A 20,262-nucleotide genomic window follows, 5' to 3' on the forward strand; every position below is an offset into this window, starting at 1 on the left:
AAACTTCCTTGATTTATGCGATGTTTTCTTTTAATATTCAGTTTGATGATGTTCTGCACAAATTTTTTTGCGCAGGGTACTTCTGTTACGGTACATAAAGACCGTGTAAAATTTCACGATTGGAATACATCTACTTCAAACATAAAAGTGTTTTTGGTGGATTCCAAAAAGAATAAAACTGAAAGCATACCCATTATTGGAAGTTTTGTCAAAAAGGATGGCGACCTCATTTTTACCCCTAAATTTTCTTTGTTAGAAAACGTGCCTTATCTGCTGCAAACTGAAAAAGGAGATATTGGTTTTTCCCTTAAAACCAGCAATAATAATGTTCCTATAATAACAGCTGTGTATCCAACAGCAGATGAAATACCAGAAAATCTTTTGAGGATGTACATACAGTTTTCAAGCCCAATGAAAACCGTTGGAAACTTGGAGCACATCAAACTAATTAATGAGCAAGGAGAGGAAGTTAAAGGAGCAATTTTCAATAATGTCTATGAACTTTGGGACGATTCGCAAACGCAGTTGACCATCATCTTTGACCCTGCTAGGGTAAAAACGGGTTTACGAGCTAATGAGACCTTGGGTCGCGCTTTAGAACCAGAAAAAACATTTCATTTGGTTATCGATGAGTTAGAAAATATCTATGGCAAAAAGTTAGCACATCCTTTTACAAAGACTTTTAAAGTAGTCGCAGAAGACATCATATCTCCTAGTCCTGATTCTTGGGAATTTATGTTACCAAAATCTAATGATAATAAGCCATTGACAATAAACTTTTTGGATGCCGTAGATAAAATGTCACTTTTAATAAGAATTCAGATTTATAATGACAAAGACCAGATGGTACAAGGGAAAATCCATCTTAAAAATCAAGAGAAAACCTGGGAGTTTGTTCCTGAAAATGACTGGAACAAAGGCAAATATCTAGCAAAGATAAACTCCAGATTAGCAGACCCATCGGGCAATAATCTGAATGGACTGTTTGACCATACCATCGGAAGCCTTAAAAATCAAAGAGAAGGCGAAATCGTTGAAATAGCATTCCAAATAGAATGAATCAAAAACATAAAATATGGACAAGGAAATAAAAAAAGAATACACCAATAGAGAATTGACCATTGTTTGGAAACCAAAAACCTGTATTCACGCGGCTGAATGCATAAAGGCATTACCAAAGGTTTATAATCCAAATGAAAAACCTTGGATAACCATCGAAAATGCAACAACTGAAGAACTAAAAAAACAAATTGCCAAGTGTCCTTCTGGTGCCTTGAGTTACTATATGAATGGAGAAGAAAACAAGGAATCGGAAACACTGGAAACCAAAGTTGAAGTTCTTGAAAATGGACCATTATTAGTTTATGGAACATTAAAAGTGACAGACAAAGAAGGAAACACTGAAACCAAGAATAAAACAACTGCTTTTTGCAGGTGCGGGCAATCCCATAATAAACCGTATTGTGATGGCACCCACGTAAGTTCAAATTTTAAAGGATAAATGATTATGAGCAAGACAGTATTACATAAAGCAGATACAAGAGGATATGCAAATCACGGTTGGTTACAATCACACCACTCTTTCAGTTTCTCTAGTTACTATAACCCACATCGGATGAATTTTGGTGCCATCAGGGTTTTGAATGATGATGTAGTAGCTGGAGGTCAGGGTTTTGGCACACATCCACATCAAAATATGGAAATTATTTCCATACCCTTAGTAGGTGATTTAGAGCATAAGGACAGTATGGGAAATACTGTAATTATTAATGAGGGCGACGTTCAAGCTATGAGCGCGGGTACGGGCATTTATCATAGTGAATACAATAAGAACAAGGAAAAGGAAGTAAAGTTTTTACAGATTTGGGTAGTTCCTAATGAAGAAAATGTTATTCCAAAGTTTGACCAAATTTCGATTCGAGATTTAGAAAAAGAAAATGCTTTTTATCAAATATTATCCCCAAATGAGGAAGACGCAGGTGTTTGGATTCATCAAGATGCCTGGTTTCATTTAGGAAAGTTTAATAATGGCAAAGAAGCATCCTATGAAATCAAAAAAGCAGGAAATGGTGTCTATGTCTTCGTCTTAGAGGGTGAAGTGGAAATTGAAGGGCAAACATTAACAAAACGTGATGGTTTTGGAATTTGGGATACCGATACCATTCAAGTAAAATCCAGAAAGCCAAGTAAAGTTTTGATGATGGAAGTACCTATGAAATTCTAGATGGCTATTTCAACAAAAAATAGAACACAATGAAAAAACTTATTTACAGTGTGCTACTTAGCTTTTTGATAAGCTGCGGTAGCGATAAAAATAGCGTTAAGGCAGATATGATAGTAATCAATGCCAAAGTCGCTGTAATGGATGCACAACAAATCTATACAGAAGCTATATCTGTTAAAGATGGAAAGGTATTGAAAACAGGTAGCAATGAAGAAATTCTTGAATCAAAAGGAGATTCCACTAAAGTTATAGATGCAAACGGAAAAACAATAATACCAGGATTGAATGATTCCCACCTGCATTTGACACGTGGTGGTAGGTTTTATAATGCAGAATTAAGATGGGATGGTGTCACCTCATTAAAACGTGCATTACAAATGCTCAAAGAGCAAGCACAGCGAACTCCAGAAGGGCAATGGGTAAGGGTTATCGGCGGATGGAGCCCATATCAGTTTGAAGAAAAACGTTTGCCCACCCCAGAAGAAATTGAAGAAGCAACAGGAGATGTACCCACCTTTATTTCATTCCTGTATAGCAAAGGATGGTTGAATAAGGCAGGTTTAAAAACAAGAGGAATAGATGAAAATACAGTTCCTCCTAAGGGAAGTTCCTTTGAAAAAGATGCCAACGGTAAATTGACAGGCGTGTTACTGGCCGAACCTAATCCAACCATTCTATATATGAGTATTGGAGCATTACCGCCATTAACTCAGGAAGAAATGGTCAATTCGACCAAGCAGTTTTACAGAGAATTGAATTCATTTGGGATTACCTCTGGTATTGATGCAGGTGGCGGTGGACATAAATTTCCCAAAGACTATTCAGGGACTGAATTACTAGCTAGTTCTGGAAAAATGCCTTTACGATTATCGTATTATCTCTTTCCGCAAAATAAAGGAGAGGAATATGCTGAATTTCAAGAATGGATGGCCACCAATCAAGTAGGGCATAATGGCGAAATTCATTTAGACCACGGTTATGAATTAGAAGGTGGGGGCGAATTTTTAGCTTGGAGTGCAGGTGATTATGAAAATTTCTTAGCTCCACAACCTCTGTTAAATAGAGATAGACCTACTTGGAGAAAAGACATTAAACGTATTGTCAGACTGCACGTTGATAATGGTTGGCCTTTTAGAATACACGCAACGTATGGAGAAACTATTTCATTGATGTTGGACGTCTTTGAAGAAGTAGACGAAGAAACAGGCGGCAAACTAGCTTCAAAAAGATGGTTATTTGACCACGCTGAAACGGTACAAGAAAAAGATTTAAAACGTATTAAAGCCCTCAATGGAGGAATTGCAATACAAGCACGTATGGCTTATGCAGGAGAATACTTTGTAGAACGTTATGGAGCAGAAAAAGCCCATGAAGCACCTCCAGTAAAAAAGATGATGGAAATGGGGTTGTCCGTGGGTGCTGGCACCGATGGCACTCGTGTAGCCAGTTACAATCCCTGGCCAGCATTATATTGGTTAATAACGGGTAAAACAGTAGGTGATTTTCAATTGGCTTCGGAAGAAAATAAATTAACTCGTGAGGAGGCTTTACATCTATATACACAAGGTAGTGCTTGGGTTTCCAATGAAGAAGACGTAAAGGGAACTTTAGAAAATGGAATGTATGCTGATTTTGCAATACTCTCAGATGATTATTTCACAATTCCTGAAAAAGAAATCAATAATTTACAATCAGTTCTAACAGTAGTTGGAGGTAACATTGTTTATGGAGCAGAAGATTTTAGTGAATTGAGTCCTTCAATTCCCGAACCTATCCCAAGTTGGTCTCCGATAAAATATTATGGAGGTTATCAAAATAATTAACCGTTAAAAATATACTCAGCGATGCATAAAACTAAATTCTGAAGATTTGTTATTTTAAGGTAGAAAGCCAAATGACATCATTTACAATCAAATAGACCTTTAACAAATATCTCAATCGCATTTTGTAAGACCATATTTCCTAATAAAATTAGTAGAACCCAAGGATTTGGACTTAATCCCAGCTAGGTCATTAAACATTGTAAATCCCGCGTAAAAAATGATGTTTATCGGGGATTTTTTAAATATGAGACAAAATAGTATTTAAGTTTATGGTTTTTAGTATGTAGAAGTTTAAACATCCTGGCTAGGTATAGTAGGATAAGATTTGGACTCGAAGTGAAGTCATGTCATTCTACTAATTTTTATTAAGCAACTTTAAAGTGCTCTGCTAACTCTTTGATTTTCAGAAGTTCATTTTCGAAGGGGTTCGACATATGTTCACTCTGGGTCACATCAAGCACAAAAACTGTAAAGCGTTAGCTTTGCTAGTTTTGTATTTGCAGTCGTGAGCATAATGGGATCAACGTAGTTAATTCAAAAACATAGGTTGCAGTTTTGGAATAAATAAAGAATAAGAAGGCTAACCGTAGGTTTTTTATTTGGAGGAGTGAGCTTCAGGGAATCAACAAAGTTAATATCTTCTCTGTCGTATCAAATGGACAACTATGTTTCAATTACTCTTGTTCTTTTTTTGTTTGTGTTGAAGTGATTTTATATCCAAATTTAATCTGTAGAAAGTTCAATTTTTATCTTGGTAATATTCTTCAAGTTAATAGTGATGATGATACCAGAATCTCCATAACAAATTAAATGTTCATTTTTTATTTCTGCCTTACAAATCGGATTTGAAAATGTAAAAAAGATAGCCCAATTCAAGATTCCTGATAGAGAAGTAGATGCAATAAATCCTTCATTACCCATGCCTCCATCTCCAAAAACAAACTTCTGATTTTGGTACTCAAAGGATCCATGAAAAATATCACACTCGACCCAGATATCATCATTATATTTTTCAAGACTTTCTAAAGTAGTATCACATGTTGGAGACCAATACTGTTTTGTTTCACCATTATTCGGGTTATAAGTACTGTATGCATTTGCTATGATGATATCTCCTTCTCCCATAATGATAGCATCATAGCCTGGTAAATATCCTTGTTTCCATTTTTCTTGTATTTTCGGGTGCATCGTATATTCTAATTCGTTAAAGTCTATTTGTTCTATTTCTTTCAAAAAAGCTTCTGGTAATTGTTTTAAAAACTGTTTGAGTGTAGCTATTTTTTCAGTTACAAAATTGTCATTATTTAAATTACTAAGTTCTATTTTTTCTGTCTCCATAGGTGCTAATTCTTCATTAAAAGAACTACACAACTGATATTTAAAATGGATAACTTCTTTGCCAATTTCAATGCTAACTAAAGCCGTTAAAAAGTGAGGTTTTATAGTAACGTTAGACCATTGGTAATCATCAAAATCTAATTCTAGTCGCCATTGTCTATTTGCTTCCCAAGCTGCGTGTTCAAAATAATGTTCGATAAGAAGTGGGTGAGACCATTTGTTTTCTGTTAAAATTTGTTCAAATATAGGAGCGATAGTTTCCTTAATTAAAGGAAATTGTTCTCTCATTAAAGTATTAATTTCTCTATAAAACAGACTTTCTTTTACAAATGCTAATGCTAATGCTGACATGTTAAATCGTTTTAGTCCAGCTTTTATATACCCAATCATTATCCGTTAAAAGCTGATGCTCTTCACAATCAAAAGTTTCCTGAACAGAAAAAATATCACCTCGATCCATAGCTTCTTTTGTCCAGATGGAAAATAAATCTGTTTTATCCTGTAATGCTATTAGTTGTTCTTTTATCTTTTTAAAACAGTAGATATCACCAAACATACCGTTGCCATAAGGACTATAATTAGAATATTTACAACTTAAACACGTATTGATATAAATATGTGCTGGTAATTGGTTTTGTAAAGCTATCAAAGCATCTTCCATCCATTCCAGCTTCTTTTCTACAGTAAATTTTCCAAAAGAAGTATGTAAGGTCAAACTATTTAATTCATGGTCTAATCCATCGATGGTAGTATCATCACCTACTACTATATAAGCATCTAGATTTTCTTCAAATAGTTCTTTTGAGGTAGTGTTGTAGAGTTTTATGGGTATTGTAATTAAGAATGAACAATTGGTAACATCTCCGGAACCATCTGAAAACATCTGATAATCGAATTTTTCATGATCAATTTTATCAGCGGTTAATTGATCAAAATCAGGTCCGTCAAAATTGATACCTCTAATAGTGGTTACCATCTCACTACCATCAGATTTTATGACGATCTGTTCTGTTCCTCTTTTATCTTGGTATGTAGTTTTGTAATGTCTCATATCTGCTATTTTTCAATTGTAAAAGAAAAACCAATGTCTTTGACGGTGTGAGATGTGTCTGCTGAAACAGGTTTACACTGAAATTCGAACGTAGCTTCTTCCATACCATCTTGTAATGTAAAGCCTCCTAGAATAGTAATAGCATAAATGCCATTTGCTATTTGTATTTTTTGTCGAACTCCTAATTCGGTAGCTTCTTTTAAACGATGTAAACCGCCATCTTCTGTCCAATTCTTTAAATAGGGTACTGTTACCACACAAATTTCATTATGAATAACTTCGAGGATGTATCCTGTTTTTTCGAATACTAACAAACTTGTATCTTCTGTAAAAACAGAAGGTTCATGATCGATATTAAAAAAAATAGTATACGGTTGATTTATAATACCACCCATCGGAATCATAACTCCTTTTTGAACTGCTACTTCAGCACTTTCATTCGTAGTAAATTCGTTTATAAGATCGTCACCCAAATGATGATCATTTTTAAAACGTAGTAAATTGGCGGGATCTGTGAGAAAAAAATAATCCCAAGTATCATTTAAACATTCGGTAAATTTTATCATAGTGTATCTTAATTAAAACTCGGGTGTTACTTTGCCATTTTTTTGAATTCCTTTTAATATCCAGAATATTCCTGATTTTAAAATATTAACGTTTGTATGGGTAATCACTTTTTTAATTTTGCGAACTTCATCTACTTCTAATCTTGGATAGGATACTGTATAACGCTCTTCTTCTTCCTGCTGCTGAATAACTACTGATTCTATGGCTTTGGGCATCTGCACCTCTATCATTGATTCATCTAATTTATGAATCGTAGCTTTCGGAAAATATCCTTTTAACTCTGTAATCAATTGGTCCATAGGTTATTATTTATATCCATAAATGGTAAAAACATCTTTTTCTTGCTCAAAAGGGATATTCAGTTTAAGCAGCAATTGATGTATTTCTTCTGTTTCATCTAGAATTTTTTGCGATACCAAACGACCTTGAGGTATTTGATGAGTTCCTCTTATTTCTAACCATTCGATGGTAAAAAAAAGAGGTAATCCTTCTTCCCAAAAACTAGACCAGTCACCTTGATATTTTGGAGGGCTAGGAAAATCATGAAATGTAAATTGAGCCTTATCCCACTGAATTAATTTTTCGTTATAAGCAGGTGGAAAAGGTAATGTGGCTATACCCTCTTGCAGTTCTAACCATTTAGTATCATTCATTACAGAAGATAGATTTTTACGAGCTACAATTGTTGCTACTTGTTCCTTTAGTTTTATAATATCGATATCGTTTTCTGTGAGATATTTATATTTTTCGTAGAGGTTAAATCCTAGCGCATCAACTGTTCTGTACAAGTCATTATTCCTATCATTATTTTCCATTAATCAAAATGATTATTTACTACTCCTGATAATCTAGTATTTTATAACTCACATTTTCAGACTCTATATATGTCTTTAAATCTTCCAGGTATTTCCAAATAAAACCTCCTTCATGTCTGCAAATGTAAATTCCATCATTTTCAAAAGTGATACTAATATTCGGCATCTTTCCTGTGTTGTCAGTCTTTCTGAAATCCCAAAACAGCTTATTGTCAAACTCATATTTTTTATCAAATATGTTGTTCTGTTCTAATAATAGTTGAACTTCAGAAATTTGTTTCTGATTCAACTTCACTATTATTTTATATTCGAATCCCATGAATTAATCTCCTAAAGTTTTTAGTGTTATTCCTTTATCTGAAAAATATGCTATTCGCGTTCTAAACTTATGAATAACTTTGGTTTTTTCTTTATCCATATTTGATTCAGTAGTAAGGTTAGTATCTATCATCTGAATAATCATCTTTAGATGTGTTACTTTTAATAGGGTATCTCCATAAGGATCGATAAAAATTCCAGTTTGCTGAGTAAACTCTATAAATACAGATTCCAAATGGCCATATTCAGTATCATTTATCCCAAATTGATATTCATTCGTATCTATTCTATGAAAATCTAGTGCCATACTTATCGAGTAAAGACATTTCGAATTCCATCAAAAATTTTCCAACAAGTATCTTTGTCCAAACCTTTTGGATGTTCCACTTTCCAATGTCCCATACTTGCTCTTAAGGTATTATACATAGTGAATAATTGATATACTAATTCCTTTGAAATGGTTTTTTTATCCGCATAATAATGTTCTATAGCTCGTAGGGCTTCTATGAATTTTTCAATTCGTTTTTCTTCTACATCAGCACTCATTCTGAATAAGGTATCTAATCCGTTTTGTGAATTATATTCTTTATGTATTAATTTTTTCGCTTCTTCTACTGTCATTTCCTGATCAATTTATATGCTAGTATGCTAGTTATTAGTAGCCCAATAATGGATAACAATCCGTATACTTCTTTTGCTTGCTCATGATATACGATACCTTCTTCTGAAAAGTAGGTGCCGTTTGCATCGTACGGAAGTTTAGCTTTTTCGATATATATCCATATACAGAACGCTGTAATACTTCCTATGATGATTGTGAACATGTAACCAATAGTTTTTTTATTCATATTTTACAGCTATCTTATTTTCTCCCCATCTTTTGTTTCGTTCAATAGAAATTAGCTTTCCCTTGCTGTCATACCGATAACTTTCTAAGGTTTTATCATTCAATGTTTCTTGTGTCAAATTACCATGATCGTCATAGATGAAACCTAGATCTTGATCGGAGTAACTAGATTGATGATTAATTTTAATCTTTTTAATTCTATTGTCAGTATCATAATCATAGGTTAGATAGGTATGTTTACGCTCTTTTTCACTCCATTTTTTTACTTCACTTACTTTATGGATTTGATTATGTTCGTTGTACTCCAAAATTATTTTACTTCGCTTACTTTGTATGATTTCTGATAGTAATCCTTTGTCGTTGTAATGATATTCTAATACTTTGGTTTTATTATAGACTTGATTGGAATTGATCTTTTGTATAGAGCATCTTACCAACTTATGTTTATCATATTCATATGTGGAAATGCGATACACTTTTTTAGTGCCAAAATTTCGATTCTTTTTTTCAATCAACTGTCCGTTATCATTGTATGTATATAGCGTATCATCGGTTTCTATTAAGAACCCATGTTTGTTGTATTTATAGAGGTTTTTATCTCCAAAATGGTACTCATCTCCATCGGCGATATCATTAGGGCACACTTCTTTATATCCTGTTTTCAACCCTAATTCGTTGTAGTAAACGTTCAAGGAGCAAAGTACAATTCCGGCATCTACATATCTCTGCGTATATAGGTAAGTAGGGAAGGTCTCTGCTGAAATTTCAATTCTTCCAATAACCTCACCACTATAGATAATTTCTTCTACTTCTTTGGGCAATCCATAAGGCGTAGACTTTTTATTTTGTAGGCTAATGATTTGTCGTAGTTCTCCCTGATGATTGTAAAAGTAAATAGAGTCGTTTTGCTTTTTTATAGCAATGCTGTCGTTTTCAAAACGTATGATATCATTTTGTGCTGCACTATTTGTAATAGAGAACAACAGCACAAAAATCAAGCTTATTTTATATAATACATTTCTTGTCATAATGATATCAGGGTTTATACATCTGTACTGTTTTGAATTCTTTTTGATCATCAAGGATTAATTCTAGGCCCATAAAATTCCATATTCCCGCAGAATTCACTTTGTGATCCTTTGGAAACAAGATGTGATAATATTCTTTGCTAAAATCATTGTATCCGAGGTTATCATCGATCTTAAACTCCAGTTGTAGTTCTTTTTTTAATTGATCAACGGAAATAGTACTACTTTTTCCCATAGCATTGATTACCTTTTGATAATTAGTGATAGTTAACTCTCTATCTTTAATTTTCTTTTTAAGAAAATTGGAATCCAAATAATTTACATATACTACTCCTGTTAGCAGTATTGTTGAAATGGCAAATAAGATTGTTAGTAATTTAAACTTCATTTTTTCCTTTTTTGCTAGTTAACCAATCTGTTATTTTTTGAAATTCTACGGAAGAAAGTCGCTCACCATACACTTCTCTTATAGTTTCTCCAGCTTGCACTTTTTGATACTGAATAGCAAATTGATGATCTGTTGAATTATAGTTTATATATACCATTGGCAAACGACATCGTTCGTCATAATTTTTACTTAAGGAAAGTCCTAAAGCGTTATGTGATTGACTTGGGTAATACATATTCCAAAATCCTAATGTTTTAAACGTATGTATCAGATCTAATAAGGGTTGAATTTTTTTATTTTCAACTTCAATCCATAATGAACACCATTTTACCATGGTTTCCCATTGTACGAGTCGATCTTCGGACTTCATTCCGTTGATGATTTCCGTATAGCTTTCCCTGATATTCATAATTACCTTTGTTTTTGCTTTTTCCAGCGATATGGATTTTCCATTACTAAGCTAAATGATCTCAAATGAAAATCATTAGTATCTAAATCTTCTAGATCATCTACATTATCAAAAGTTAATTCTATACCACTATCCAATCGCAATAGCACTCCCAGTTCATCTGTTTTCTTTTTAAAGTCAATATGGTGTCGATTTAGTTCAGTCATCATATACATAAGGTTTAATTTATCGATATCTTCAAAAACCCATTTGTTAAGTTGTATTTGATGACTGCTTTCTAATTTACCTTCATACCAATGATCAGAAAATATGAGATATAATTCTTTATTTTTAAAATGTAGTTCGATACCTCCATACGTCCAAATGTTTACTTTTTCCGTTAGGAAATCAGCATCATAATCATCTGGATCTGGAAAATTATGGATAATCCATTCTTTGGTTTGTCCTAATTGTAAACAATCGAATCTTCCAGTTTTAAAAAACTCTAACAGATCTATTTCTATGGGTGATGGTAATTGCATGTCTCTTAAAGCATCAATATTATTCTTTTGTACTAAGGTAAGCATAGCACTTATATCGGTGAAATAGTCAATCAATATTCGCTGAGGATGAATTGATATCTGCGGATTGAAATCCTATTCTAATTTATGATGTCGATCTCCCCAAATGTAAAATGGTGATCTGGGAACTCCCATAAAAACCGCTATTTCTGGTTTCTCTAACTGATCTAAAAAGGCTTCATCTTCAATATTATTACCAGATAGATTTACTTCTTTGATACTCGACAATTTGTTTAAAACATCAACCTTTTTAAGTTCATTGGCATGTAAATTAAGAAGCTCTAAATTTTGTAAATGTTTTAATCCTTCTATATTTTCCAAATAATTTCCAGATAGATCTAATACTCTCAATTTTTGTAATGATTTTAAACTTTTTAGATGATGTAAAGAAGAATCACTAAGGTCTAGCTGTTCTAAATTTGGAGTTCCATCAAATGCATCCTCTGATATAGTGTCACCATTACATTGAATACATAATATTTTTAGTTTCGGTAAATTTTTTAAATGTATTTTAGAAGTATTTTCAATTTTTAAATGTTCTAAATTCGGAAAATGTGCTAATGAGTAAATTTCATAATCCGGTATTACTTCTAATTTCAATGTTTTTAAAGATGGAATAGAAGGTAAGGTATTTACATCAATACTTTCTCCTACTTCTAAATATTCTAGTTGCTGTAGGGTGCTCATATTGGAAATCTTACAATCTCCTAAAAGAGTTAAACTTGTTAGTTGTTTTAGAAACGCTGTATCAATAAATTCATAGCTATCACTTCCACTAAAACTTAGTTCTTTAATGTTTTGTAATGCTTTTAGCGAAAGAGTAATAGTTTCAGTCAGTTCAGGTTCAATACTCACCCAAACAAAGAGTTTGGATAGGCTTGATAAACTCAAAATGTTTTGCAAAGCTTGTAGAGATGTTACTTCCCAAAGCCTTAAGGATTCTAACGCGGTAAAGTCCTTAATAACTTCAATATTCTCAACATTATCTTCATCAATGTCTAATCTTTTTAATTGATGTTTTAAATGGCTTAATTTTTTAAAATCTTGTAAACCCTTTTGATGTGGATCTATCGAAAATTCTAATTGCTCTAATGCGCTAAAATGTTTTAGTACTGAACTATCTGTAAATCCAGATTGCTCAAATCGTATCGTTTTTATTTGAGAAGCTATGGGAATGAAATCTTCCAAAAAAACAGAACTATAATGAAATACTAACTTATCTACATTTGAAAAGTAAATTAGAGCATCGTTCATATAACTCACATATTGAGAAAAACTGATGCTCTGAATATAAGGAGCTAAGGATAGGAGATTATTTAGATCGAATGTTGCTTTTTCATTCTCATGACTTTCTCCCACAGTACATTCTTTAATGCGAAATGTAGTAGCTGAATCTATAGGAAGTTTTTGATCAATAATTCTGGTTTTAGAATCCATCTCTAACACTTCTAAATAAGGCAATTGTACAAGACTTGCAATACTTCCTATTTGAGAACCATTCAGGTGAATTCCATGAATACCTTCTACTATTGGAAGGAAAAAATCAATATCCTCGAATTCCATTTTGGTAAGTGACAACCAGGTAAAGTTTCTGTCGGCTTGAGGTGTATAGATGACATCTTTTTCAGACGGTTTGATCTTTACATTCGTTAAGCGTAAATCATATAGTTTAGGAAATAAATTGACCTCGTAGAAATTATGAAGTGTGCAATTGGTAATAAACACATGATCTAATTTATGAGCTAATGGAAAAAACATGCTTAGGTGTCTTACTTCCATATTAAGTAGGTTTACTTGCCGTAAATACCCATCGAAATTTTCATGATCAGTACGAGGGTATAATTTATCTAGATCATTGATGACTACATTATCTAATGTAAGATTGCACAACCCTTTAAAAGAATACATAGCCACTATATTATGAACCGTACAATTAATTAGTTTAATGGTATGTAAATGCTCTGATAGTGGGTACAACACATTAATGTTTTCAATAACAATGTCTTGTATGACCAGTTCGCGTATGGTTTGATCTTTTTGCCAAACCCTATAGGTGTGCACCTGATCTTTCTTGTTATAATCATATTTTTCTAGACTAATCCCTAATTGTTCTTCTATATACTGTACTGGGTTGTTCATTTGTTATTTCGAATGTAATATTGGGTTCTTTTTTAGTATCCTAAGTCATCAGACACGAATTCAGCTTTTACATTGCTGCAAATTACGATACCATGTAATCCTTCCATACTATCAATTTCAACTTCAATCCCATCTTGATGATTCCGAAAATCGAGTTGGAGTATGGTGTTATTTTCTTTATAATTCGTTAGTTGGTTTTCTTTTATAACGCATAACGTTAGTTTCATTTTTTTGTTTACATGAGTGAGCTCAATTACTAAGATGATGTCGTTATTTTGTTCTTGAAATGCTATAATCCTATCATAATGACAAGCAGGAAACATTTTTGTGATTTTAATTACTTCTAAAGCTCCTTCAATCGAAGTTAAGGGAGAAAAAAGTAGCTGAGTTTTAATATTACCCAATATTGATTTTTCATACTGTACACTCATATAGACTTCTAAGACATTTTTTTCTAAAGATTTTAGCGTAATGATAAAAGATTGATTTTGAGAATCTCTCGCCATCAATATATCAAAGTTGTTATACTTCAAAACCTCTTCAGATTCATATGTTAAAAGATATGCATCTTGAACTTTTATACAATCTAAAACCCTTATGTTGCTTTCTTTTGTCAATTGCTTTTTATTTTAAAATAAAGCTCTATTCTTCCTCTTTAAATTCACTTAACATTAATTGGTATGCCGCTTCTATTCGTTCTTTTTCTTCTTCATTATAAGTGTCTAAATTCGCGGTTAGTTCTCTAGCTTTATCTAAAGGAATATTCTGATTCGTTTGCACAAAAGCTACACATCCTAAAAAGGAAACTCCTTTGTTTTTTAATTCTAAAACTTTTTCAGAAAGAGATTTTACATCCTTAAACCTATATGCAGCGGCTTCTTTTTTTATGTCTTCTATTTTCATTCTTTCAATTACTTTAATCGCTATTAGACCAAGTCAATACTCCCTTTAAGGGATAATTGTCAAAGCCACTTATTAATCCAAAATCATTATTATCATTAATTTTTATGTGTATCCAAGCTTCATGAGATTCTTTTAACCGTTCCACATCTATTTCTATTAATTTATCTAATCCTGTTTTGTTAAGTATCTCGTTTATATTTTGGACATCTTCTAAATCAATACCTTTTATCGCGCCATTACCTTTATATTTTTCACCTTTAAAATAATCAGATAATTTAATTTCTGGACTTAAGAATTCTTTGGTTTCTTCATGATAATCATTGGCCAAAGGCAAAAAAACACCTTCAATTTTTGTACGTACACAAGCTGTTCCACCTGTTTGATTTGAAATAATAATTCCTGTGGGGTATTCTATGATGATTCCTAATCCAACGCTATCCCATATTTCTATTTGTGGTATATTCACTTTTCTATAGTGTTATCAAATTAATATAAAAGTATCCCCAAATCTTCCCAATTATCATCTTCAGACACCGTATACTCGAAATCAAAAATTCTGGAAGTTTCGTTTTGCATTTGATGTAGCTTTTCGGTTACTTTTTCTAAATTATCTACATAGATATCAGTTTTAAAGCCTTTGTATTTAGTTTCAAAACCTCTATCTGCTTTTTTTATAATTACTATATGCGCTACACATACTTCTCGAAGTTTTTCTTTAAAATATGCTTCGACATCATTAAAACGCATTGTTCGTAAATCAACTTCTTCCGACTGAATGACAAAATGATATTTACAAAAACTTCTAAATTTATAGAAAGCATAACTAATATCGGTCCAGCAAAGTTTGCTTACTTCTGGATTAGACAAGGTATACATTGCTATATCCTTCTCAGGATAAATGATGGTATGATTGTTTTTGATAATATCCCAATTTACTTTTAAATCGTCGTTAATAACTTCTGTGATTCTTCCAAAACCTATACGATGTTTGCCTTCACAAAATTCGAAACAAACATTTTTACATAACTTTCCTTTAAATACCTCTTTATTTACAATAGAAATCTTGGTCATCACCTCTTTTTCTCCTGGCTGAACGGTGTCTTGATTTACATAGATTTGTTGCCCAGTAGTTATATGATCTGGATATTCATTAAATTTTATATGAGGTCGATAGCCCGATGTTACTGCGGTTTTTCTGCCACCTTCATTAGGATGGAAAAACTTCAATTCGGCGATGAAATCATTAGTAGAAAAAACAGAGGTATCTTTTATCCTGAAAGAAATATGTTTGAGGCCAAAGATCTGAAAATCATGTATAATCCAATCTTTATGTTCAACACTCCAATTATACGCATCCAGTTTTTCTGTGATATTATCCAATAATTCCCCAATAACAAAATTATTGACCAGATCCTCGAATTCGGTTAGAATACTTAGTAATTCAGTATCAAAAGAATGAGAAAGTATGATTCCTTGTACTAGGTTATCCGTACGGCTTTCTACTTTAATTTCTGCCATCTGTTGTTTCGTTATATCCTGGATGATTAACTTCATTTCTTACAAAACGTTGATGCATATGATTTTAATTTTTCTTGCATGTCTTCGTGTAAGATCTCTATGCTAAAGTTCTTTGTTCCTTCTAATTTGATCATAGTTTTATCTATAGATTCATCACAGGTATAGATATAGGTTTCATAATATTCATTAGATAATTGTTCGTTTACAAACATTTCTACTTTAAAGGTTATCTTACCACTATCTGGATTGGATACTATTTGGTGTTCAGAATAGATCATGGCACAACCAGAACCACAAGAAATAACAAAGGAATTGTTGGTTTTTTTAGAAGATATTAAATTAATATTCTGGTCATTATAAGAAAACGTATCGGTATACATATTTTCTTTTACACTTCCTCTTCGTGTATTGATGCCTGTAAATTGATAAGCTATCTTTATGATTTGCTCTGTTCTATCTGTAGTTATATAAATCTCATCAAAAGTTGTTTGTATGGTTGCGGTATTTGGAATTGTTGGACAGCTTTGTAATTTTTTTAATGCTAAGGTATCTGTTGAAAACCATGTCCTCAAAAATCCAAGATGTTTCTCTGAACATTGATATCCTAGTTTTAACTGAGTTAATAATTTACAGTTAAGATTACTTCTGTCTTCATTTGCTTTTCCATCCCATTCGCATTCATTTCCAATAAAGGTTGTAACATAGCCCAAAGCAGCTCTTTCGGGTTCGGTAATCCTCCCAAGATATTCATCGTTTAAAACAATGGTGTTGATGTCCGTTTCTAGCGCTTCATCATACAATGTTTCTCTCCATAAAACTTTTATTTTTTGATTGGTGAATTGTTCAGCATTGATTTTTTTGAATGAGATCAAAAATGGTTTTGTGTAGGTGATTTCGGGATCTCCTGCTTCTTCTAGGATTTTTAGTTCCCATTGGATTTCTAATGTATCTCCTGTAGCTAGTTGAGAAATACCATCAATAGTGTAGTATATGTCTATCGTATCCTTATTCTTCTCTGCTAAAAAATACCAGTAATCATAATTATCGTCAAAGCTTATAAAACGAATTGTATCAGTATAGGTTTTACCTAATTCAAGATGTTCGTTAGGTCTCAGTTTACTGGATAAGAGGGTAAGCTTATCTTCTTTGTTTTCTGGTTGATAATTGGTCAAGCTGTCATTTTTTGTTTGTTTTTTTGTTAGCTCTGGATTAGTGATGTTTTTTTCGGAAGTTTCGGAATTGTCTTTGCAGGCATTTAGACAGATACTCAAAGCAACGATGATAGGAAAAAGTATTTGTAATTTTATGTTCATGCTTCTTTATTTATATCCATAGATTTTTAATTCAGCTTTGGATGTTTCATATTCAAATAGCTTCCCTTCTTGAAGCTTTTGTTCTAATTCTTCAATATTTTGAAATTCAGTTTTTAATGAAATTAATATCCATTCAATTTCTTTCAATTCAAACACACCCCAATATTCTTCTATGTATTTTTCTTTAATCAAATTATTAGGGTTAGGTATAGAGAGTGTTCTGATTTCCGCATCTAAAAGTAGTTTCACTTTGGACTCAAATTGAAAATTTATACCCTTCAATATAGCAAATAAAGCTTTCCATTTTGTGGTATTCATAAAGCTTGCTTTATGAGCAAGTTCTTTTTCTAATTTTTGTCGATGTTTTTCAGCTTTAGACATTTTAAATTATTTAAAAGATTTCTCTTATTCGAAATAACCGATATCCTAATTCTATTTTATTTTCCCCTTAAAATATCCAGGCATGGTTTCTAAGCCCAGAGCTCTTGCATTCTTATAAATAAATGCGGTTTCGCTAATCCAATAAAACTCATTAAAATAACAAGTTTCATAATCCCAATAAAAGTCTACCAAGTAGACAAATTCTCCATTTATCTTTTTCTGAAAGAAGTAGTTTATACATTCTTGTCCATCATAAGATCCATTTAAACGAAAGTTTTTTTGAGGGGAGTGATGTATATATTCAGGGTTTCCTGCGGTGATATATGTTTCTCCTGTTTTAATTGAAAAAGACATATCCATTGAATGTCCTCCTTCTAAAACCAAAATACCATATTCGGGATAGTATCCACTTGAATCTGGTGAAAAATAATATTCTTCGCTATAACTTTCATTCATTAGTAACTTTTGCCCATTGTCAATAATTATGCTTTTAATTTGATCTTCTCTTTTGTAGTCTTCATTCTTAAATTGAGATACCCATTCTACTCGATTTTTTAATAACATCTTAATCGAATCTAAATCATTAATTTTGTTAGGTTTTTCGATTTGTTTCGATACTTTTTTCTTTAAATCATTATACTGCGCTTCACTTATTGAAGAGATGGTAATTGCGTCTTTATTTTTGAATGGTTGTAAATACCCATCAAAGACATATCCTTCTTTTGTATCGATGTCGGTCTCCTTAAAAACTATATATGGATAGTTTCTGTACTTTATTTTAACCCATTTTCCAGTGATTTCTATGCCATTATCCATAATGGTCATTTCTTTATTGGTATCTGCTATTTTCTCTATTACAACTCCATACGGAATCTTAGCCACTTTTTTTGCATATAAATTATCTTCGGAGCGTACATTTAATCCATTTTTTGCAGTGACGAAAAAATCGTTTTGTGCATTCCCGCTCACATAAGTTAATATGCATATGGTTATCGTAAATACTCTTATAAATATCATTTTATCTAATAACATATCATTCTTTGTAAAACGAATCGATCAAGTCGAACATTTCTTGTCTGGTTGGATCTTCTGGAAATTTTTTGTCTAAAATTTCATGGAAAAATTTTTTGTAATCAATAACTAGTTGGTTAAAATCTTCTTTCGTTAATTGATCAAAATCTTCCACACTATCAGGAAATGCTCGTGACAAAATTTGATCATAAATATCTTCTTCTGGCATATGTTTTTGCCAATCGTCTCCTGTGTTTTCCCAAATACTAACCAATCCTAATAGACGTAAGGGATCACCTCCTGCAAATTGCCTTGTACCTTTAATAGCCCAAAAATCAAAATTCTCTTCATCGGCATGTGGAAGCACAAATATTTTATAGCCTTTGGATTTTACGATGCTTAGTGCCAAATTATATGTATTCATAGCATCTGCTATTCTGCAACCTTTTTCCATTATTAGTTATTTAATCCTGTTTGCTATTAACATTGTACTTCACCTGTTTTTAGATTAATTGTTCGTGCTTTTGCATAGGATACTTCCATGTTTTCAAGATCCCAAGTTACATCTATACTAAAAAGTAATACAGAACAATTTTCGTTGTCACTACTTTTCCCAATGATATTGCCTTTGGCATCTTTTAAGACAACAGTAACTTCAGAACTTGTGCCACCATCGCCAGGCATGGTAGATGAAAAAATATTCGGTTCTTTAGTAATAATTAATTGATACTTCCGATCAGGACTGTAATATGTTCTAACTTCTTTTAACGCTCTATATTGGTTATAGATCAGCCAAGCCGCAGTAAGCAACAAAAAGATCACTAAGAATGGAAGATTCTTCTTATTTGTTTTCATAATACTCGAAAGACTCTTTAAGGTTATGTTTTTTTATAATTTCCTTTTCCCAAGAAAGGTACTCCTCTTTAAAATCATTGAAATCACTTGGGATTCCTTTTAACCAATACATATGACCATATAGACAATTCATAGCCCAATGGTATTCTAATTCATGTCCTAAAAGCTCTACTTCAGTGCGAGATTGAGGAGCTTTTTTTAAAAAAGAAGCATATAATTTTTCCTGAGCTTCGGCATACGTAACTTTTCCATATTGTACCATAATATGTTTAATCAGTTCGCAGAAAGAGTAATGGTTAAAGATTACAATCTCTTCCTCATCTTCAAATCTCAAGTTATCCTTTGGATGTTCCGATTTCATAATGCTGCCGCTTCTTTAAAAATGTACGCTACTACTTTTCCGTTTTGGTGTGTAATGTTTCCTATGATATTTTCATCTTTTAGTTTTAATTGTAATTGGTTTGCATATGTGTTTTCTATTTCCTTTGCAATAAAATCCACTTGTATAGCACCATTAGATGCTAGTTTCCAATTATAGGTTCCTATTTTGTGATGAGATTCTTTATTACAAGAGGAGATTTCCATTTGGATTATATGTATTTGTGTTTCTTCAAATCTCAGTACTAAATAGATTTCACTTCCAGCGCAAGGATTATCATCTGGAGTTTCTTCATAGATACCACCAACTTTTGCGATCAATTTTTTATGTAAATGATTTTTCATTTTCTGGGAAAATCCAAAAGAAAAACATAGGCCTAATAACATGGTTAAGAG

29 protein-coding genes are annotated in these 20,262 nt (G+C 32.3%); 4 read left to right on the forward strand and 25 right to left on the reverse strand.

What is annotated here, in order from left to right:
- Positions 1-45: 45 nt before the first annotated feature.
- From Q1B37_RS03505 to Q1B37_RS03520, 4 genes are read left to right on the forward strand one after another with little or no spacing between them, the layout of a single operon-like run.
- Positions 46-1,059: a hypothetical protein gene (locus Q1B37_RS03505; RefSeq protein ID WP_299895467.1), complete on the forward strand. Its 1,014-nt coding sequence runs from the start codon at positions 46-48 to the stop codon at positions 1,057-1,059.
- A gap of 16 nt (positions 1,060-1,075) precedes the next feature.
- Entirely contained in the window at positions 1,076-1,501 is a 426-nt protein-coding gene (locus Q1B37_RS03510) for a (4Fe-4S)-binding protein (protein WP_299895470.1), read from the forward strand.
- A gap of 6 nt (positions 1,502-1,507) precedes the next feature.
- Positions 1,508-2,224, forward strand: a complete 717-nt coding sequence (locus tag Q1B37_RS03515) for a pirin family protein (protein WP_299895473.1) — start codon at positions 1,508-1,510, stop codon at positions 2,222-2,224.
- Positions 2,225-2,253: 29 nt separating this feature from the next.
- Positions 2,254-4,047 carry an amidohydrolase gene (locus tag Q1B37_RS03520; RefSeq protein ID WP_299895476.1) on the forward strand — a complete coding sequence of 598 codons (1,794 nt, stop codon included), beginning with the start codon at positions 2,254-2,256 and terminating at the stop codon, positions 4,045-4,047.
- Positions 4,048-4,770: 723 nt separating this feature from the next.
- Here the strand turns inward: Q1B37_RS03520 and Q1B37_RS03525 are convergent.
- The 25 genes from Q1B37_RS03525 to Q1B37_RS03645 all read right to left on the reverse strand — a co-directional run bounded on the left by Q1B37_RS03525 (position 4,771) and on the right by Q1B37_RS03645 (position 20,211).
- On the reverse strand, positions 4,771-5,736 hold the full coding sequence (locus tag Q1B37_RS03525) for a hypothetical protein (protein ID WP_299895478.1): 966 nt from the start codon (positions 5,734-5,736) through the stop codon (positions 4,771-4,773).
- Between the two features lies 1 nt (position 5,737).
- On the reverse strand, positions 5,738-6,436 hold the full coding sequence (locus Q1B37_RS03530) for a DUF6304 family protein (RefSeq protein ID WP_299895481.1): 699 nt from the start codon (positions 6,434-6,436) through the stop codon (positions 5,738-5,740).
- A 5-nt stretch (positions 6,437-6,441) separates the two neighbouring features.
- Positions 6,442-7,002 (reverse strand): hypothetical protein, encoded by a 561-nt coding sequence (locus tag Q1B37_RS03535; protein WP_299895484.1) that lies wholly within the window; start codon positions 7,000-7,002, stop codon positions 6,442-6,444.
- Positions 7,003-7,014: 12 nt separating this feature from the next.
- The gene (locus Q1B37_RS03540) at positions 7,015-7,302 is read right to left on the reverse strand and encodes a hypothetical protein (RefSeq protein ID WP_299895487.1); all 288 of its coding nucleotides are present in this window, start codon (positions 7,300-7,302) and stop codon (positions 7,015-7,017) included.
- A 6-nt stretch (positions 7,303-7,308) separates the two neighbouring features.
- Positions 7,309-7,818, reverse strand: coding sequence for a DUF6678 family protein (locus Q1B37_RS03545; protein ID WP_299895489.1), 510 nt, complete (start codon positions 7,816-7,818; stop codon positions 7,309-7,311).
- A 19-nt stretch (positions 7,819-7,837) separates the two neighbouring features.
- Positions 7,838-8,137: a hypothetical protein gene (locus tag Q1B37_RS03550; RefSeq protein WP_299895492.1), complete on the reverse strand. Its 300-nt coding sequence runs from the start codon at positions 8,135-8,137 to the stop codon at positions 7,838-7,840.
- Between the two features lie 3 nt (positions 8,138-8,140).
- Positions 8,141-8,443, reverse strand: a complete 303-nt coding sequence (locus Q1B37_RS03555) for a hypothetical protein (RefSeq protein ID WP_299895495.1) — start codon at positions 8,441-8,443, stop codon at positions 8,141-8,143.
- A gap of 2 nt (positions 8,444-8,445) precedes the next feature.
- A complete protein-coding gene (locus tag Q1B37_RS03560; RefSeq protein ID WP_299895498.1) occupies positions 8,446-8,757 on the reverse strand; it encodes a hypothetical protein in 312 nt (103 codons plus the stop codon).
- Complete coding sequence (locus Q1B37_RS03565; RefSeq protein ID WP_299895501.1) at positions 8,754-8,960, reverse strand: hypothetical protein; 207 nt, start codon at positions 8,958-8,960, stop codon at positions 8,754-8,756. The genes Q1B37_RS03560 and Q1B37_RS03565 overlap by 4 nt, the downstream gene beginning before the upstream one ends.
- A 16-nt stretch (positions 8,961-8,976) precedes the next feature.
- On the reverse strand, positions 8,977-10,011 hold the full coding sequence (locus Q1B37_RS03570) for an RHS repeat domain-containing protein (protein ID WP_299895504.1): 1,035 nt from the start codon (positions 10,009-10,011) through the stop codon (positions 8,977-8,979).
- Between the two features lie 7 nt (positions 10,012-10,018).
- Complete coding sequence (locus tag Q1B37_RS03575) at positions 10,019-10,399, reverse strand: hypothetical protein (protein WP_299895507.1); 381 nt, start codon at positions 10,397-10,399, stop codon at positions 10,019-10,021.
- A complete protein-coding gene (locus Q1B37_RS03580; RefSeq protein ID WP_299895509.1) occupies positions 10,389-10,808 on the reverse strand; it encodes a hypothetical protein in 420 nt (139 codons plus the stop codon). Before Q1B37_RS03580 ends, Q1B37_RS03575 begins: the two co-directional genes overlap by 11 nt.
- 2 nt (positions 10,809-10,810) lie before the next feature.
- On the reverse strand, positions 10,811-11,374 hold the full coding sequence (locus Q1B37_RS03585; RefSeq protein WP_299895512.1) for a hypothetical protein: 564 nt from the start codon (positions 11,372-11,374) through the stop codon (positions 10,811-10,813).
- Between the two features lie 69 nt (positions 11,375-11,443).
- Entirely contained in the window at positions 11,444-13,507 is a 2,064-nt protein-coding gene (locus Q1B37_RS03590) for a hypothetical protein (protein ID WP_299895514.1), read from the reverse strand.
- Between the two features lie 32 nt (positions 13,508-13,539).
- Positions 13,540-14,124 carry an Imm50 family immunity protein gene (locus Q1B37_RS03595; protein ID WP_299895516.1) on the reverse strand — a complete coding sequence of 195 codons (585 nt, stop codon included), beginning with the start codon at positions 14,122-14,124 and terminating at the stop codon, positions 13,540-13,542.
- A 25-nt stretch (positions 14,125-14,149) separates the two neighbouring features.
- Positions 14,150-14,410 (reverse strand): hypothetical protein, encoded by a 261-nt coding sequence (locus Q1B37_RS03600; RefSeq protein ID WP_299895518.1) that lies wholly within the window; start codon positions 14,408-14,410, stop codon positions 14,150-14,152.
- Positions 14,411-14,423: 13 nt separating this feature from the next.
- The gene (locus tag Q1B37_RS03605) at positions 14,424-14,876 is read right to left on the reverse strand and encodes a DUF6210 family protein (RefSeq protein WP_299895521.1); all 453 of its coding nucleotides are present in this window, start codon (positions 14,874-14,876) and stop codon (positions 14,424-14,426) included.
- Positions 14,877-14,896: 20 nt separating this feature from the next.
- Positions 14,897-15,964 (reverse strand): hypothetical protein, encoded by a 1,068-nt coding sequence (locus Q1B37_RS03610; protein ID WP_299895524.1) that lies wholly within the window; start codon positions 15,962-15,964, stop codon positions 14,897-14,899.
- Complete coding sequence (locus Q1B37_RS03615; RefSeq protein ID WP_299895527.1) at positions 15,961-17,241, reverse strand: hypothetical protein; 1,281 nt, start codon at positions 17,239-17,241, stop codon at positions 15,961-15,963. The genes Q1B37_RS03610 and Q1B37_RS03615 overlap by 4 nt, the downstream gene beginning before the upstream one ends.
- Before the next feature lie 6 nt (positions 17,242-17,247).
- Positions 17,248-17,622, reverse strand: coding sequence for a DUF6678 family protein (locus Q1B37_RS03620; protein ID WP_299895530.1), 375 nt, complete (start codon positions 17,620-17,622; stop codon positions 17,248-17,250).
- A gap of 51 nt (positions 17,623-17,673) precedes the next feature.
- Positions 17,674-18,654, reverse strand: a complete 981-nt coding sequence (locus tag Q1B37_RS03625; protein ID WP_299895533.1) for an SH3 domain-containing protein — start codon at positions 18,652-18,654, stop codon at positions 17,674-17,676.
- A gap of 1 nt (position 18,655) precedes the next feature.
- Positions 18,656-19,087 (reverse strand): hypothetical protein, encoded by a 432-nt coding sequence (locus Q1B37_RS03630; protein WP_299895536.1) that lies wholly within the window; start codon positions 19,085-19,087, stop codon positions 18,656-18,658.
- A 26-nt stretch (positions 19,088-19,113) separates the two neighbouring features.
- Complete coding sequence (locus tag Q1B37_RS03635; RefSeq protein WP_299895539.1) at positions 19,114-19,488, reverse strand: hypothetical protein; 375 nt, start codon at positions 19,486-19,488, stop codon at positions 19,114-19,116.
- Entirely contained in the window at positions 19,475-19,849 is a 375-nt protein-coding gene (locus Q1B37_RS03640) for a hypothetical protein (protein ID WP_299895541.1), read from the reverse strand. The genes Q1B37_RS03635 and Q1B37_RS03640 overlap by 14 nt, the downstream gene beginning before the upstream one ends.
- A complete protein-coding gene (locus tag Q1B37_RS03645) occupies positions 19,846-20,211 on the reverse strand; it encodes a hypothetical protein (protein WP_299895543.1) in 366 nt (121 codons plus the stop codon). The genes Q1B37_RS03640 and Q1B37_RS03645 overlap by 4 nt, the downstream gene beginning before the upstream one ends.
- Between the last annotated feature and the right edge of the window lie 51 nt (positions 20,212-20,262).

The organism is uncultured Aquimarina sp., assembly GCF_947492965.1.
GTDB lineage: Bacteria > Bacteroidota > Bacteroidia > Flavobacteriales > Flavobacteriaceae > Aquimarina.